Genomic DNA, 13511 nt, shown 5'->3' on the forward strand with positions numbered 1-13511 from the left:
GAGCCTGCTGGAGGTTGCCAGGCACGGCCTGGTTTCTCATACCGCCGGTGTTGGCCGGGTTTGGTGGGAAGCTGTGGGTTGTGGGTTGGTTGTTTGTTGAGAATTGCACAGTGGACGCGAGCATCTTTGTGGTCAAGTTGTCAAGGGCGAACGGTGGATGCCTTGGCACCAGGAGCCGATGAAGGACGTGGGAGGCCGCGATAGGCCTGGGGGAGCTGTCAACCGAGCTGTGATCCCAGGGTGTCCGAATGGGGAAACCTGGCACCAGTCATGTGGTGTCACCCACATCTGAACACATAGGGTGTGTGGGGGGAACGCGGGGAAGTGAAACATCTCAGTACCCGTAGGAAGAGAAAACAAATAGTGATTCCGTGAGTAGTGGCGAGCGAAAGCGGATTGAGGCTAAACCGGTTGCGTGTGATACCTGTCAGGGGTTGCGTGGTCGGGGTTGTGGGACCCTGCTGAACAGGCTGACACTTGTTCGAGGAGTTATAAAGTCAGTGGCTAGCCGAATGGTGTGGAAAAGCCAACCGTAGTCGGTGAGAGTCCGGTAGGTGAAAGTTGCTGATCTTCTGTGGGTGTTCCCGAGTAGCGGCGGACTCCTGAAATCTGCCGTGAATCTGCCAGGACCACCTGGTAAGCCTAAATACTTCCTGGTGACCGATAGCGGACGAGTACCGTGAGGGAATGGTGAAAAGTACCCCGGGAGGGGAGTGAAATAGTACCTGAAACCGTTCGCCTACAATCCGTCGGAGCCTTGCGGGGTGACGGCGTGCCTTTTGAAGAATGAGCCTGCGAGTTAGTGGCATGTGGCGAGGTTAACCCGTGTGGGGGAGCCGTAGCGAAAGCGAGTCTGAAGAGGGCGTTGTAGTCGCATGTTCTAGACCCGAAGCGGAGTGATCTAGCCATGGGCAGGCTGAAGCGCGGGTAAGACCGTGTGGAGGGCCGAACCCACCAACGTTGAAAAGTTGGGGGATGACCTGTGGTTAGGGGTGAAAGGCCAATCAAACTCCGTGATAGCTGGTTCTCCCCGAAATGCATTTAGGTGCAGCGTCGTGTGTTTCTTGCCGGAGGTAGAGCACTGGATGGTCTAGGGGGCCTACAAGCTTACCGAAATCAGCCAAACTCCGAATGCCGGTAAGTGAGAGCGCGGCAGTGAGACTGCGGGGGATAAGCTTCGTAGTCGAGAGGGAAACAGCCCAGATCACCAGCTAAGGCCCCTAAGCGTGTGCTAAGTGGAAAAGGATGTGGGGTCGCATAGACAACCAGGAGGTTGGCTTAGAAGCAGCCACCCTTTAAAGAGTGCGTAATAGCTCACTGGTCAAGTGGTTCCGCGCCGACAATGTAGCGGGGCTCAAGCACACCGCCGAAGCTGTGGCATTCACATGATACTTCGCATCTCCTTGATGGGGTGTGCAGGTGTGTGGATGGGTAGGGGAGCGTCGTGCCGGGGGTGAAGCAGCGGGGTGACCTAGTTGTGGACGCGGCACGAGTGAGAATGCAGGCATGAGTAGCGAAAGAAGGGTGAGAAACCCTTCCGCCGGATGACCAAGGGTTCCAGGGCCAGGCTAATCCGCCCTGGGTGAGTCGGGACCTAAGGCGAGGCCGAGAGGCGTAGTCGATGGACAACGGGTTGATATTCCCGTACCCGCGAAGGAGCGCCCGTGATGAACCTCGTTGTGCTAACCACCCGAGCTCCGGGAGGTCTTCGGACCGAACGGAGGGAGCGTGGGAACCTGGCGGGTAGTAGTCAAGCGATGGGGTGACGCAGGAAGGTAGCTGAGCCCGGCCGGTGGTTGTGCCGGGGTAAGCGTGTAGGCCGTGCCGTAGGCAAATCCGCGGTGCATTGAGGCTGAGACGTGATGCCGAGCCGATTCAGGTGAAGTCAGTGATCCTATGCTGCCGAGAAAAGCCTCTAGCGAGTTCTGAGCGGCCCGTACCCCAAACCGACACAGGTGGTCAGGTAGAGAATACCGAGGCGATCGGGCGAACTGTGGTTAAGGAACTCGGCAAATTGCCCCCGTAACTTAGGGAGAAGGGGGGCCGGAGACGTGAAGCCCCGTGCGGGTGGAGCGTTGTATGGCCGCAGAGAGCAGGGGGAAGCGACTGTTTACTAAAAACACAGGTCCATGCGAAGAAGTAATTCGATGTATATGGACTGACGCCTGCCCGGTGCTGGAACGTTAAGGGGACCTGTTAGCTCTTTCGGGGGCGAAGCGGAGAACTTAAGCGCCAGTAAACGGCGGTGGTAACTATAACCATCCTAAGGTAGCGAAATTCCTTGTCGGGTAAGTTCCGACCTGCACGAATGGCGTAACGACTTCCCCACTGTCTCAACCACAGGCCCGGCGAAATTGCAGTACGAGTAAAGATGCTCGTTACGCGCGGCAGGACGGAAAGACCCCGGGACCTTTACTATAGCTTGACATTGGTATCTGAATGGGCTTGTGTAGGATAGGTGGGAGCCGGTGAAACCTGTACGCCAGTATGGGTGGAGGCAATCTTGAAATACCACTCTGGTTGATTCGGGTATCTAACTTCGGACCGTTATCCGGTTCAGGGACAGTGTCTGGTGGGTAGTTTAACTGGGGCGGTTGCCTCCTAAAGGGTAACGGAGGCGCCCAAAGGTTCCCTCAGCCTGGTTGGCAATCAGGTGTTGAGTGCAAGTGCACAAGGGGGCTTGACTGTGAGACTGACAGGTCGAGCAGGGACGAAAGTCGGGACTAGTGATCCGGCACTTGCGTGTGGAAGCGGTGTCGCTCAACGGATAAAAGGTACCCCGGGGATAACAGGCTGATCTTCCCCAAGAGTCCATATCGACGGGATGGTTTGGCACCTCGATGTCGGCTCGTCGCATCCTGGGGCTGTAGCAGGTCCCAAGGGTTGGGCTGTTCGCCCATTAAAGCGGTACGCGAGCTGGGTTTAGAACGTCGTGAGACAGTTCGGTCCCTATCCGCCGTGCGCGTAGGATACTTGAGAAGGGCTGTCCCTAGTACGAGAGGACCGGGACGGACGAACCTCTGGTGTGCCAGTTGTCCCGCCAGGGGCACGGCTGGTTAGCTACGTTCGGAAGGGATAACCGCTGAAAGCATCTAAGCGGGAAGCCTGCTTCAAGATGAGGTATCCCACCCCACTTTGTGGGGGTAAGGCCCCCAGCTAGACGACTGGGTTGATAGGCCGGAAATGTAAGCTCGGTAACGGGTTGAGTTGACCGGTACTAATAGGCCGAGGACTTGATAACAAGGCTGCTACGCGTCCACTGTGCAACTCTGAACAAACACCGAACAACCCCCCACGGGTGAAAGTTTTCGTGGGTGTGTGTGTTGTTTGATATGTTCATAGTGTTACGGCGGTCATGGCGGAGGGGAAACGCCCGGTTACATTCCGAACCCGGAAGCTAAGCCCTCCAGCGCCGATGGTACTGCACTCGGGAGGGTGTGGGAGAGTAGGACACCGCCGGACAACCTTTCGGTCGAGGCCGGCCCCGTCACGGGGCCGGCCTCGACTGCTGTCCGCACCCATTCACCCGCGACAGCCCCTCCAGCTGCGTCGAGGCCAGTCGAGGCCGCATCCCGGGATGACCGTCCGCCCCGACGCCCAGGAAGCCACCCGGGTACCGGTGGTTGCGGGCATCGGCGGCTGGCATAGCGCAACACAGCACACGCAGCGGAGCGCCGGGTGAGGGTCAGTCCCGGGTCTGGATGCCCTCGCGGAGCTGGCGGAAGAGGCCGGCCGAATCGTCGACGGGACGGTTGGCGAACATGCCCATCGCCACGCTGCCGTGGTCGGCCCAGCCGCAGATCGCGAAGTCGCCGCCGTCGCCGCTGGTCCGTCCACACTTCATCACGCCGCCGTACTTCCCGGCGGGCACCGTACGGATGTCGGTCACCCGGCCGGTTTCGTCGGCCATCAACCGGAAGAGGCTGTCCAGTTCGCGTTCCGGCTGCCAGAGCAGGGTGGTGCCACCGAAGAACAGCACCACCCGCTTCTCGTCGGCCGGGTCGCGGTAGACCGTACCGATGCTGCGGTCCAGGTCGATGTCGGCGGCGAATCCACTGCGCAGGTAGTCGGCGGTGCTGCGGGCCCGTTCGGAGTCGTCGCGGGTGAGACCGGCGAGGTGTGCTGGTGCATCCATCCGGACGGCCTTCTCCTGGGCGATGCGCCAGCCCGCGACGCCGAGCGCGGCGGCACCGGCGAGGCCGGCCACGAGAGCGACTGTCAGCGCGATCCGCCGGCGTCGGGACACCAGGCCCCGCCCCTGCGGGTCCTGCTCCGGGTCGTGGGTGCTCAACCGGATCGGCTCGTCGGTCAGCTCGACCGGTTCGGGACCCTCGATGAGCTGACGCTCGGTGAGATGTGCGTCGGACATGTTCGCCACCGTACGCGAATGACCGGTGGTGCACGTCGGGTCCGCCGAAGCGCTCCGTAGACTTTCACAGGTGACCGAGAGACTGGATGCCCGACGCCCCGACGCCCCGACCCTTGCCGGCCAGTACCAGCCCGGCGAGGTAGAGCAGCGACGGTACGAGCAGTGGGTAGCCGCCGGCCACTTCCGGGCGTCGGCGCAGAGTGACAAGCCTCCGTTCACCATCGTGATCCCCCCGCCGAACGTCACGGGTGTGCTGCACATGGGCCACGCCCTGGACCACACCGTCCAGGACTCGCTGGTGCGCCGCAAGCGGATGCAGGGGTACGAGGCGCTCTGGCTGCCCGGCACGGACCACGCCGGCATCGCCACCCAGAACGTGGTGGAGCGGCAGCTCGCCGGCCAGGGGCTGTCCCGGCACGACCTCGGCCGGGAGCAGTTCGTCGAGCGGGTCTGGCAGTGGAAGGCCGAGTCCGGCGGGGCGATCCTCGGCCAGATGCGCCGACTCGGCGACTCGGTCGACTGGGACCGGGAACGCTTCACCATGGACGAGGGCCTGTCCCGGGCCGTGCAGACCATGTTCAAGAAGCTCTACGACGACGGCCTGATCTACCGGGCCAACCGGATCATCAACTGGTGTCCGCGCTGCCTGACCGCCCTGTCGGACATCGAGGTGGAGCACACCGACGACGAGGGTGAGCTGGTCTCGATCCGGTACAGCGACGACGTCGTGGTCGCCACCACCCGGGCCGAGACGATGCTCGGGGACACCGCCGTGGCCGTGCACCCCGACGACGAGCGCTACCGGCACCTGATCGGCACCACGGTGGAGGTGCCGTTGACCGGCCGGCACATCCCGATCGTCGCCGACGAGCACGTCGACCCGGCGTTCGGCACCGGCATGGTCAAGGTCACCCCGGCACACGACCCCAACGACTTCGAGATCGGCCAGCGGCACGACCTGCCCGCCCTGACGATCATGGACGAGCGGGGCGTCATCACCGCGCCCGGCCCGTTCCAGGGCCTGGACCGCTACGAGGCCCGCCCGGCGATCGTGGCGGCGCTGCGCGAGCAGGGCCGGGTGGTGGCCGAGAAGCGGCCGTACGTGCACGCGGTGGGGCACTGCTCCCGGTGCCGTACCACGGTCGAGCCGCGGCTGTCGTTGCAGTGGTTCGTCAACACCGCCCCGCTGGCCAAGGCGGCCGGCGACGCGGTGCGCGACGGCCGGGTGACGATCGAGCCGGCCGAGCTGGCCAAGCGCTACTTCGCCTGGGTCGACAACATGCACGACTGGTGCATCTCCCGGCAGCTGTGGTGGGGCCACCGCATCCCCGTCTGGTACGGCCCGGCCGGCGAGATCGTCTGCGTCGGCCCGGACGAGACGCCCCCCACCGGCGAGGGCTGGCAGCAGGACGAGGACGTCCTGGACACCTGGTTCTCCAGCGGCCTGTGGCCGTTCTCCACCCTCGGCTGGCCGGAGCAGACCCCGGACCTGGCCAAGTTCTATCCGACCAGCGTGCTGGTCACCGGCTACGACATCCTCTTCTTCTGGGTCGCCCGGATGATGATGTTCGGCCTGTACGCGATGGACGGCCGGCAGCCGTTCGACACGGTCGCCCTGCACGGCATGGTCCGCGACCAGTACGGCAAGAAGATGTCGAAGTCGTTCGGCAACGTGGTCGACCCCCTGGACTGGGTCGACCGGTACGGGGCCGACGCGACCCGGTTCACCCTGGCCCGGGGCGCGAACCCGGGCGGGGACGTGCCGGTCAGCGAGGAGTGGTGCCAGGGCTCCCGCAACTTCTGCAACAAGCTGTGGAACGCCACCCGGTTCGCGCTGCTCAACGGCGCGCACACCACCGGTCCGCTGCCGGCCGCCGACCAGCTCTCCACCGTCGACAGGTGGATCCTGTCCCGGCTGGCGCACGTCACCGCCGAGGTGGACGAGCAGTTCGAGGCGTACGAGTTCGCGAAGGTCTGCGACCTGCTCTACCACTTCGCCTGGGACGACGTCTGCGACTGGTACGTGGAGCTGGGCAAGCCGGTGCTCGCCGCCGGCGGGCTGGCCGCCGACGCCACCCGCCGGGTGCTCGGGCACGTGCTGGACCAGTTGCTGCGGCTGCTGCATCCGGTGATCCCGTTCGTCACCGAGGAACTGTGGACCGCGCTCACCGGGGGCGAGACGGTGATGACGGCGGCCTGGCCGGTCGCCGACCGTACGCTGATGGACGACGCCGCGGAGCGCGAGGTCGGCACCGTCCAGCGGGTGGTGACCGAGATCCGGCGGTTCCGCTCCGACCAGGGGCTGCGGCCCACCCAGCGGGTGGCCGCCCGGCTGGACGGGCTGGCCGGGGCGGGCATCGTGACGCACGAGCCGCTGATCCGGTCGCTGGCCCGGCTGGACGCCCCGGCCGACGACTTCCAGGCCAGCGCCACCCTCGCCATGCCCGGCGAGGTCAGCGTGGCGCTGGACACCCGGGGGTCGATCGACGTGGCCGCCGAACGGGCCCGGCTCACCAAGGACCGGGCGGCCGCCGAGAAGGAGGTCGCGCAGGCCCGCGCGAAGCTCGACAACCCGGCGTTCGTCGGGAAGGCGCCCGAGCCGGTGGTCGCCAAGATCCGTGACCGGCTGGCGGTCGCCGAGGCCGACCTGGTCCGCATCGACGCCGCTCTGGAGGCGCTTCCGTCGTGACCGACCGTACCGATAAGCCCGGCCGGTCCGGCGGGGAGCGCGATGAGTTCGCCGCCGTCGACGCGGAGTTGACGGCGCGCGGGTTCACCCGCATGCACTTCTCGCTGGACCGCATCGAGTCGCTGCTCGACCTGCTCGGCAGCCCGCAGCGGGCGTACCCGTCCATCCACCTGACCGGGACGAACGGCAAGACGTCCACGGCCCGGATGATCGATTCGCTGTTGCGGGCCTTCGGGCTGCACACCGGCCGCTACACCAGCCCGCACCTGGAGACCGTCCGGGAGCGGATCAGCCTGGACGGGGAGCCGGTCGACGAGGCCCGCTTCGTCGCCACGTACCGCGAGGTGAAGCCGCTGGCCGACCTGGTCGACCAGCGGTCCGCCGAGCCGCTCACCTACTTCGACCTGACCACCGCGTTGGCGTTCGCCACGTTCGCCGACGCGCCTGTCGACGTGGCGGTGGTGGAGGTGGGTCTGGGCGGTGCCGAGGACGCCACCAACGTGCTCCAGGCCGGGGTGGCCGTGCTCACCCCGATCGGGCTGGACCACACCGAGTGGCTCGGCGACACCCTGGAGGACATCGCCCTGCACAAGGCCGGCATCATCCACTCCGGCGCGACGGTCATCGCCGCCGCGCAGGAGGAGGAGGCGGCCCGGCCGATCCTGGAACGGTGCGCCGAGGTCGGCGCGACCGTCGCCCGGGAGGGCGCGGAGTTCGGGGTGCTGCGCCGGGCGGTCGCCGTCGGCGGCCAGGTGCTGACCCTCCAGGGGCTCGGCGGGGTGTACGACGAGGTGTTCCTCCCGCTGCACGGCGCGCACCAGGCGCAGAACGCGGCGGTGGCGCTGGCCGCCGTCGAGGCGTTCCTCGGGGCCGGGGCGAAGCGGCAGCTCGACGTCGAGGCCGTCCGGGAGGGGTTCGCCGCGACCAGTTCCCCGGGCCGGCTGGAGAAGGTGCGCAACGCCCCGACGGTGCTGCTGGACGGGGCACACAACCCGCACGGGATGGCCGCCACGGTCACCGCGCTCCAGGAGGAGTTCGCGTTCAGCAAGCTGGTCGGGGTGCTCGCCGTGCTCGGCGACAAGGACGCCGCCGGCCTGCTGGAACTGCTGGAACCGGTGCTCGACTCACTCGTCGTCACCCGCAACAGCTCACCCCGGGCGATGCCCGCCGAGGAGTTGGCCGGGCTGGCCCGGGAGGTCTTCGGGCCGGACCGGGTGCAGGTGGCCGCCTCGATGCCGGACGCCATCGAGGCGGCCGTCGCCGAGGCCGAGTACGACGTCCCCGGGGAACTGGCCGGGGTGGGGGTGCTGGTCACCGGTTCGGTGGTGACGGTGGCCGACGCCCGACGGCTGCTCAAGCGATGACCGGCCCGACCCCGGGTGGCCCACGCCGGGACCGCGCCCCTGCCGACGAGCCGGCCGGGAGTGCCGGCCGGGCCGACAGCGCCGGAGCGCCCGACCGCACCGCCCCGGCGCAGGACACGGGCCCGCAGGACACCGGATCGGCGCAGGACACCGGCCCGGCCGAGGGCAGTGGCCCGGCTGGGCGGCGTTCGGGGCTGCGTAATCCCGAGGCGGCCGTCCGGGGGCTCGGGGCCGGGACGCTCGGCCTGGAGGCGCTGGTGCTGCTGCTGGCGATCCAGCCGATCCGGCTGGTCGGCGGGCACTTCGGCGGGGCGGCGATCGCGGCCACCGTGGCGCTGGCCGTGGCGGCGGTCCTGCTGGCCGGCCTGATGCGCCGCCGGTGGGCCTGGTCGGCGGGCACCGTGTTGCAGGGGCTGCTGCTGCTCGCCGGCCTGCTGCACTGGTCGCTGTTCGGACTCGGGGTCATCTTCGCCCTGGTCTGGGCGTACGCATTGCACGTGCGGCGGGTCATCCTCGGCTGAGCCGGGTCACGCCTCGGCGCGTTCCCGCCACTGGGTCAGCGCGATGCCGTGCCCGTCCGGGTCCCGGAAGGCGGCGGCCCACACCTCCAGCCTGGTGCCCCGGTTGACCACCCGGGGCGCGTAGGTGAACCGGACGCCGGTGTCCTTGAGCCGCCGGTACGCCGTCTCGATGTCGTCGACCTCCAGGTTGACGTGGACCAGCCGGCGGCTTATCGGGGCGGCCCCGGTCACCTCGCGCAGCACCAGCCGGGTCTGCCCGGAGGCGAGCACCGCGTTGCCGGCGCCCCGGTCGAACTCCTCGAAGCCCAGGTCCCGGTAGAAGTCCAGCGAGCGGGACAGGTCGGTGACCAGCAGGGTCAGCCCGACGCCGCTGATCGGGCCGGCCGCATCGTCGCCCCCGGCGGTCGCGGCGGCCGGGTCGTACCCGAAGATCGCCTCGTCCAGGTCGGGGTCGAGCCGGCCGTCGCCGGTGGTGGTGGGGGCGTCCAGCGGGACGTCGACCGGGTCGAGAATCGGCGCGTCGAACCGTTCCTCGGCGGGCGGCCGGGGGGCGGGCGCGGCGGTGGCCGTCCCGGCGGCGGTGCCGGCAGCGGCCGAGGCGGTGCCGGCGGTGGCTGCCGAAGCGGTGCCGGCGGTGGTGGGGGCGGTGGCCCGGCGGGGGAGTTGGCCGGCCGTGGGCTGCTCCACCAGAGTGCCCTCCAGCACCACCGGGCCGCCCGGCCGCTGGTGCACCACCACCGGCTCCCGCTCGTCGTCGGTCAGCACCTCGACGTCGTCGCGCAGCGGCTCGGCCCGGACCGGGTCCGGGTGCGGCGACTCCGGGCGCAGCGGCTCGGCCCGGACCGGGTCGGCGGGCGGCGGCTCGCGCAGGTCGTCCCGGAACTCGTCGTGGAAGTCGTCGTCGGCCGTCCGGCCCGCCCACGGCGGGGCCTCCTGCTGGATCAGCATGTCGTCGAGCGGCTCGGCGTCGGCGTACTCCGGGGGCAGGTCGGTCACGCCCGTGGCGGCCTCGGTGTGGGTCGGCACCTCGTCCCAGAGGACGCGGACGTGCCGCTGGTCGTCCAGGGCCACCCGGATCGGCAGGGTCTGCCCCAGTGACGGCCATTTCGCCACCGGCACCCGGGGTTCGATGATCTTCTTGGACCGGGGCGGCAGGCCCGGCGCGTCGATCACCAACTGGAGTTCGCACCGGCCGAAGGCGTACTGGGTGGGGGGTTCGGAGGCGCTGTGTACGTGGCCGACGCCGACCACCCAGGTGCGTCCGCCGCCGCGCACGGTGCCCAGGGCGACGGCGAGCACGACCAGGGCCACCCCCAGCGCGACGATGGCCCAGCTGGTCATGCCCAGCCCGAACAGGACGACGAAGGCCGCCACGGTGCCGAGCACCACGGCGATCAGCTTGCGTACCGGCGCGATGGTGCGGTTCCCGCCATTCGCCACAGTGGACCTCCCAGGGGTCAGAGCCAGGCTAGGCCGCGCGGCGACCGAGGGAAAGAGCAGCCGCCGCGCCGGTGCCGGGACCGGGTCGCTAGGCTGACCGTACCCAGCCGAACCGCCTTGTGCGCACAGGAGGAACCCAGCGTGTCCAGCAGCAGCGCGGATGAGCGCACCCTCGTACTGATCAAGCCCGACGCGGTGCGCCGTGGCCTGGTCGGCGAGATCGTCTCCCGCTTCGAGCGCAAGGGCCTGCGGATCGACGCGCTGGAGATCCGGACGCTGGACGGCGGATTCGCCGACCAGCACTACGCCGAGCACGTGGACAAGCCGTTCTACCCGCCGCTGAAGACGTTCATGACCAGCGGGCCGCTGGTGTCGCTGGTGCTCTCCGGCGACCAGGTGATCGAGGTGGTCCGGGCGATGATCGGCAGCACCGATGGGCGGAAGGCAGCCGCCGGCACGATCCGGGGCGACCTGTCGCTGTCCAACCGGGAGAACCTGGTGCACGCCTCGGACTCCACCGACAGTGCCAAGCGCGAGATCGCCCTGTGGTTCCCCGCCCTGGGCTGAGCCCGCGCTGACCCGGGCGGATGCTACCGGCCGACCGGGTCGTGGGGCGCGGGGGAGGTCAGGGGACGGGGCGGTCGCGGAACGGGCGGCCCCGGCCGAGCGCGTCGGCGTACCCCCAGCGGCCCTTGATGTCGAGCAGTTCGATCTCGCCCAGTTCCTCGGGGACGGCGGCGTCGACGGCGAGATGGTCCTCGTACGGTTCGAGTCCGAGCAGCGCGCGCAGCAGCATCAGGGGCGCCCCGGCCGACGGCGCGTACGGGCTGTCGGTGAACCCGTGCGGGACGGGGACGTGGGTGGTGGCCCGGTCGTAGCCGGTGAGGTACGCCGGCAGCCGGCCCTGGAAGTGCCGGGCGGCGTCGAGCAGCCCGGTGGCGACCCGGGCGGCCTGCGCCCGGAACCCGGCCCGGCGCAGCCCCCAGGCGATCAGCGAGTTCTCCCACGGCCAGACCGCGCCGGTGTGATGGCCCAGCGGGTTGTAGTCGGCCGCCGTACTGGCCAGGGTGCGGATGCCCCAGCCGGAGTACAGCGCCGGGGACATCAGGTGCGCCACCAGCTGCTCGGCGCGGTGCGGGGCGACGATGCCGGTGCACAGCAGTTGCCCCATGTTGGACGTGAGGGAGTCCAGCGGGACGCCGTCGAGCTGCACCGCCACCGCGTAGTGGCCCCGGTCGGGCAGCCAGAAGTCCCGGTCGAACCGGTCCCGCAGCCGGGCGGCGTCGCGTTCGAGCCGGTCGGCCCAGGCGGGGTCGTCCCAGAACCGGCGGGCCATCCGGGCGGCCCGGCGGCGGGCCTCGAAGGCGTACCCCTGGATCTCGCAGATCGCCAGCGGGTAGGTGGGTGGGCGGCCGTCGTCGAAGCAGATCGCGTCGGCGGAGTTGCGCCAGCTCTCGTTCTGCGGCCCGGTGCGGGTCGGGTGCTGGGTGGACCAGACATAGCCGCTGCCGGCCCGGTCCGCGTCGCGTTCGAGCCAGCCGATGGCGGCCCGGATCTCGAACTCGAACCGGCGTACCAGGTCCGCGTCGCCGGTCCAGCGTTCGTACTCGTCGAGCAGGATGACGAAGGCGGCGGTGGTGTCGACCGCGCTGAAGCTGGCCGACTCCGGGGTGTCGTTGAACGCACCGGAGTCGCCGTACCGGCTCTCCTGGACGATCTTGCCGGGTTGTTCGCCGCGGAACGGGTCGTGCCGGACGCCCTGGCTCAGCGCCAGGATACGCAGCGTGTTGACCGCCCGTTCGGGCATGAAGGGGAGCGCCTGGAAGCTGCTGACCAGGCTCTCCCGGCCGAGCAGCGCCATCGACCAGGGCAGTCCGGTGGCGGGCAGCGCGGTCTGGAAGTTCAGCCCGGGGTAGTGCAGCGCGGCCAGGTCGCGTACGCCGTACTCGTACGCCTGCTGGAGCGGTTTGTGGTCGGCGCGCAGCCGGGGCACCCCGGCGGTGCGGGCGGCGATCTCCCGGCCCCGCTGGTGCCCGCTGCGGCCCACCGAACTGGTCAGCCGTTCCCGTAGGTCACGGCGGTGCAGGTCGCGTAGCAGGGCCAGCACCCGCAGCCGGGTGGACCAGGAGCCGTGGGGTTCGACGGTGACCGTCCAGGTCAGGCCGTGCTGGTCGAGCGCGGCCGGGGTGCTGGCGGTGATCACCGTCTCCCGGTGCAGGCCGGCCCGCCGGTAGTGCAGCCGTAGCGCGTCGTCGGCGACGGTGGCGGTCACCGGTCGGGCCCGCTTGAAGCCGTCGCGGACCTCCAACACCTCGGCGAAGTCCGCGCCGACGTCGAGTCGGACGACGTAGCGCACCGGTTCCGGCGCGTAGTTGAACAGGGTGATCTCTTCCTCGTACTCCGGACCGACCCAGCGGTGCCGCAGCACGGAGGTGGTGGCGTTGACGTAGTGCGTGGGTTCGCCGGGGACCAGCCCGAACTTCGCCTCGTAGGTGGCGACGTCGTCGACGGAGAGCACCGAGAGGGATTCGCTGTTGATGGTCAGCCGCCAGGTGGACAGGAACCGGGTGTCGAAGGAGAAGAGCCCGAGCGGGGAGGTCGGCGCGGCCGACACATTCCCGTTCCTCTCGCTGATCATGAAAATGTTGCCGGCGAAGACGCTGGTGACCTCGTTCAGCCCGACGACGCCGGTGGCGGTGTGGGGGGCCAGCTCGGCGGCGGGTTCGGTGCCGACGCTGTCGGCGTCGACCGGCAGCAGCCGCCGGAAGGTGAACAGCAGCGCCAGGTCGCCGGCGACCGAGATGTCGCCGCGCAGCAGCATCGACACCAGGTTGTCCCGACCGGCCAGCAGCCGGGCGAACGCCTCCGGCCGAACCTCCACCGTGCAGTCGGGGTGTTCGCCGGTGCGGGTGACCCGGGTCTGTGCACCGGCGAGCCGGACGTACCAGGTGGCGGTCTCGCCGCCCTCGGCGACGACGTCGAAGCGGAGCAGTCCGGTGGGGGCGATGGGCAGCCGGCCCCGGCAGTTCCCGACCAGGGCGGCGAAGAACTCGTCGATCCGCCCGTCCACGGCCTGCTCCCGTCCCACCGCTGCGCCACCCGAAAAAGGTCCAGGCGTGCCAAAAGGA

Annotated in this window: 7 protein-coding genes and 2 rRNA genes; 6 read left to right on the forward strand and 3 right to left on the reverse strand. The window is 68.8% G+C overall.

Translation table 11 applies throughout. The features are described 5' to 3' along the window. The first annotated feature begins 130 nt into the window (after positions 1-130). Both ACN267_RS31885 and rrf read left to right on the forward strand, forming a co-directional pair. A 23S ribosomal RNA gene (locus ACN267_RS31885) occupies positions 131-3241 on the forward strand. A gap of 104 nt (positions 3242-3345) precedes the next feature. Continuing rightward, positions 3346-3462, forward strand: a 5S ribosomal RNA gene (gene rrf, locus ACN267_RS31890). 223 nt (positions 3463-3685) lie between these two features. Here the strand turns inward: rrf and ACN267_RS31895 are convergent. Then, positions 3686-4369, reverse strand: coding sequence for a hypothetical protein (locus ACN267_RS31895; RefSeq protein ID WP_421490337.1), 684 nt, complete (start codon positions 4367-4369; stop codon positions 3686-3688). A gap of 70 nt (positions 4370-4439) precedes the next feature. On the opposite strand from ACN267_RS31895, the gene ACN267_RS31900 reads away from it, so the two are divergent. From ACN267_RS31900 to ACN267_RS31910, 3 genes are all read left to right on the forward strand, one after another. Beyond that, complete coding sequence (locus ACN267_RS31900; protein ID WP_421490338.1) at positions 4440-7058, forward strand: valine--tRNA ligase; 2619 nt, start codon at positions 4440-4442, stop codon at positions 7056-7058. 92 nt (positions 7059-7150) lie between these two features. After that, the gene (locus ACN267_RS31905) at positions 7151-8422 is read left to right on the forward strand and encodes a bifunctional folylpolyglutamate synthase/dihydrofolate synthase (protein WP_421490529.1); all 1272 of its coding nucleotides are present in this window, start codon (positions 7151-7153) and stop codon (positions 8420-8422) included. Then, positions 8419-8943, forward strand: a complete 525-nt coding sequence (locus tag ACN267_RS31910; protein ID WP_421490339.1) for a DUF4233 domain-containing protein — start codon at positions 8419-8421, stop codon at positions 8941-8943. The genes ACN267_RS31905 and ACN267_RS31910 overlap by 4 nt, the downstream gene beginning before the upstream one ends. Before the next feature lie 6 nt (positions 8944-8949). Here ACN267_RS31910 and ACN267_RS31915 read toward each other — a convergent pair whose 3' ends face one another. Continuing rightward, positions 8950-10383 carry a VOC family protein gene (locus tag ACN267_RS31915; protein WP_204959592.1) on the reverse strand — a complete coding sequence of 478 codons (1434 nt, stop codon included), beginning with the start codon at positions 10381-10383 and terminating at the stop codon, positions 8950-8952. A gap of 141 nt (positions 10384-10524) precedes the next feature. On the opposite strand from ACN267_RS31915, the gene ndk reads away from it, so the two are divergent. Then, positions 10525-10950 carry a nucleoside-diphosphate kinase gene (ndk, locus tag ACN267_RS31920; protein ID WP_204959591.1) on the forward strand — a complete coding sequence of 142 codons (426 nt, stop codon included), beginning with the start codon at positions 10525-10527 and terminating at the stop codon, positions 10948-10950. 58 nt (positions 10951-11008) lie between these two features. Here ndk and ACN267_RS31925 read toward each other — a convergent pair whose 3' ends face one another. Next, positions 11009-13471, reverse strand: coding sequence for a glycogen debranching N-terminal domain-containing protein (locus tag ACN267_RS31925; RefSeq protein ID WP_281894928.1), 2463 nt, complete (start codon positions 13469-13471; stop codon positions 11009-11011). Positions 13472-13511 lie beyond the last annotated feature (40 nt).

The sequence above is a fragment of the Micromonospora sp. WMMD734 genome (assembly GCF_049178975.1).
Classification (GTDB): Bacteria; Actinomycetota; Actinomycetes; order Mycobacteriales; family Micromonosporaceae; genus Micromonospora; species Micromonospora wenchangensis.